Annotated in this window: 3 protein-coding genes and 1 pseudogene; 1 reads left to right on the top strand and 3 read right to left on the bottom strand. The window is 35.1% G+C overall.

Annotated elements, in window-relative coordinates; genetic code table 11:
* From CI949_RS19020 to CI949_RS19030, 3 genes and pseudogenes are all read right to left on the bottom strand, one after another.
* Window positions 1–420, bottom strand: a pseudogene (locus CI949_RS19020) (heavy metal translocating P-type ATPase); the annotation flags it as partial.
* Between the two features lie 241 nt (window positions 421–661).
* Window positions 662–2,008, bottom strand: coding sequence for an NAD(P)/FAD-dependent oxidoreductase (locus tag CI949_RS19025; RefSeq protein ID WP_073158407.1), 1,347 nt, complete (start codon window positions 2,006–2,008; stop codon window positions 662–664).
* 76 nt (window positions 2,009–2,084) lie between these two features.
* Entirely contained in the window at window positions 2,085–2,498 is a 414-nt protein-coding gene (locus CI949_RS19030; RefSeq protein WP_073158409.1) for a (2Fe-2S)-binding protein, read from the bottom strand.
* A 132-nt stretch (window positions 2,499–2,630) separates the two neighbouring features.
* Between CI949_RS19030 and merR the strand changes: the two genes are divergently transcribed.
* Window positions 2,631–3,065 carry an Hg(II)-responsive transcriptional regulator gene (merR, locus tag CI949_RS19035; protein WP_133505631.1) on the top strand — a complete coding sequence of 145 codons (435 nt, stop codon included), beginning with the start codon at window positions 2,631–2,633 and terminating at the stop codon, window positions 3,063–3,065.
* The last annotated feature ends 146 nt before the right edge of the window (window positions 3,066–3,211 follow it).

Consider the following 3,211-nt stretch of genomic DNA (forward strand, 5'->3'; position numbering starts at 1 on the left):
AGCCTGATCCGGCATTAATTTAGCCAGTTCTTCTAAAGCATTAGAGGCTCCCATAACCGAGCGCATTTCAATCCAGTGACCTAAAAGCATAATTACAATTAAAGTTGCCAGCTCCCAGAAGAAAAATCTTCCTTCCAGACCAAAAACAACAGCTGAACTGTAAAAATAGGCAACAGAAATTGCAAGAGCAATCAAAGTCATCATACCCGGATTTTTATCACTCAGCTCATCTTTCATTCCACTTAAGAATGGCCAACCACCATAAAAGAAAATCAATGTAGAAAGTGCAAATAACACATATTTACTGCCTGCAAAATCAAAACTGTAGCCAAAAAAGTTCTGAATCAGAGGTGAAAGCACTAAAATTGGTACTGTGATCACTAAAGATATTTTAAATCGTTTCTTAAAATCATCTAGCATTTTTTGATGATCCACTTTTATACCCCCTTTTATAACTACACACTATCAAAATGTCCATATTTATAAATATATTCAAACATTTTGATATTTTGTAATTTGAGTATATCACTATAATTAAATTTATACAAATTACATTCAGGACAAATTATGTCAAGTAGATTTTGGATATAATATAGGCCATAAGTATCTATCTACCTGATAGTACTATATTATTTAACTCGGATCCTAAAACTGCTAACTTTTACAGCATATAAGAAATGTCGGAAGCAAAAGTTGGATAAGAAAATATCATTTTCTTGATTTCTGTCACCCTCATCTCTGTTTTTATAAACACTGCAAACAGGTTAATTATCTCTTCAGCATTTGGGCCAATTAAATGGGCTCCTAAAACCGTCTCAGTCTCTTTATCTATAATAGTTTTAAAAGCATACTCCGGCACCTGCAGTCGGCGTGCATTAAACCAATTATTAGCTTCTTTAAAATTAACACGATAATTATAGCCTTCTGCTTGAGCTGCTGCTTCTGTTAAACCTACCGAAGCCATTGTTGGTAAAGTAAAAACTACTGTTGGCATAGGGGGATACTTAACTACTTTCTGCTCTGCTTTAATTATATTGCTGGCAGCTGTATATCCTTCTAGAACACCGACCGGGGTCAGTGGTAGTCCAGGAGAGTCAGCAGCATCTCCTGCAGCATAAACTCTAGAATTAGTTGTGCTCTGAAGGTACTCATTAACTTCAATTCCTTTTTTAGTATAAGAAATATTAGCCTTTTCTAAATCCAGATCAAAGATTTTTGGAGGTCTTCCAGCTGAATTAATAACCATTTCTGCTTCAAAAAATTCAAATTTTCCACTGGTCTCTCCTTTTACCCGATAGCTATTGTTTAATTTCTCAATCCCACAGACTTCTGCCTCCAGAACGAGATTAATCCCTAGCTCTTCAGTGGGTTTAACCAGCTGGTCAACAATATCCTGCTCAAAGTTTTTCAATGGAGTCTGACTGCGGTGGACAATTGTAACTTCAGCACCACAGCGGGCAGCTATATGAGCAAATTCAAAGGCGATATAACCACCTCCAATAAAAAGTAGAGAATCCGGCATTTCCTTCATATTAAGAAAGTCTGTGCTGGTCTGCGCATACTCTGCTCCTGGAAATTCAAGTTCTCTCGGTTTAGCACCAGTGGCAATTGCTATTTTATCGGCTCTAATTTTTTCCTGTCCGACCTGAAGAGTGTCTTCAGAGAGGAAACGTGCTGTTTCATGATACATAGCAATTCCCTTGTTCTCATAACCGGCCTCGATCTTCGGTGGCATTTCATCTACAAATTTCTGCTTAAATTCCATCACATCTTCCCAATTTATCTCGGGAACATCGTTAATTCCTTTACCCAGAAGATGGTCAGCATGGTAGTAAACCTCAGTTGGCCCAATTAATACTTTTTTTGGATCACAGCCACGAAGAGCACAAGTTCCACCATAAGGTAGTTCATCAGTAACAGCTACCTGCAGACCTTTATCTGCTGCTTTCTGAGCAATACTCATCCCCGCCATCCCTGAACCAATAACAAATAGATCGTAATTTTTCACAAATAATCTCCTCCTTATTCAGTTTACTAAGTTTATTAAATTTAATATTTAAACTCTGATCAGTTTAGAAATTATTTTAATTAGAATATCTTGCTATTTCATCAGCCAGCGCCCGATGACAGCATTTACCAGTCGGATTTTTAGTTAAACAATTTCCTGTAATTGATTTCCCGGTATATTTTCTTATTTCAGCAGTAGTTTTATAACCTTTAGCAACTGCTTCCTTTATTTCTCCTCTGGTTAAATTAGAACAATAACAGATTGGAACCTTATCATCTTCTAAATCTTTATACCAAACTGCTACTTTTAAATCTTCTTTACTGTAGTAAATCGTTCCAGAACTATTGAAATAGGCAACTTCGCAATCAGAATTTAAACATATTTGATAAGAGTCATTCTCTTCAACTTCTTCCTCAACCAGGCTTTTTACTGTTACTATATTAACTTTTTTTCCTTTTGTTCTGCATTCTGGACATAATATCTCTTCCATTTGTCTTTCCTCCCCTTAAAATGTTATACTTTCATTATAAACCATGTAGTATGGTACAGAGTCAAGGATTTAATGAATTTTTCTTGTCAATATGTTAATCTTTTTGTAATATAAAAGTTGTAAAAAAGAAAGGTGATTAAAATCGAAAAAATGACCACTGGTAAATTAGCCAAAAAAGCTGGAGTAAATGTTGAAACAGTTCGTTATTATGAACGGGAAAAACTAATTCCTGAACCTCCAAGAAATAGCTCCGGGTATAGACAATACTCATCAAAAGACCTGAAACGCCTTAAGTTTATTAAGTCAGCTCAAAAATTAGGGTTCTCCCTAAAAGAAATATCAGAATTACTATCTTTAAAGGCAAATTCTAAATCTGCATGTCATGAAGTGAGAATTATGGCCGAAGAAAAAATAACATTAATAGAAGATAAGATTAAAGACTTAGAACAAATGAAGAATATATTAGTCGATCTAACTGATGATTGTATTAAAGCAAAAGATAGTGATAATTGTCCAATAATAGATATTATTAACAAAAACCCCCAGAAAAGCTCCATTACGTACTGAACAAAGTGAAGTTTTTATGAGGGTAAATCATCTCCAATTGAGATGCAAATTTTATTCGATTTTCCACCGTGATTTCACCGCAGTGAGCCTCAGCCACCGTTAAATACCGCAGTAAAATATACAGTATTTTACAACTATATGGGATA

The sequence above is a fragment of the Halanaerobium sp. genome (assembly GCF_003070835.1).

What these genes read in the sequence shown, in the direction of transcription:
- CI949_RS19030 (WP_073158409.1), bottom strand. Translation starts at nt 2,498, where the DNA reads ATGGAAGAGATATTATGTCCAGAATGCAGAACAAAAGGAAAAAAAGTT.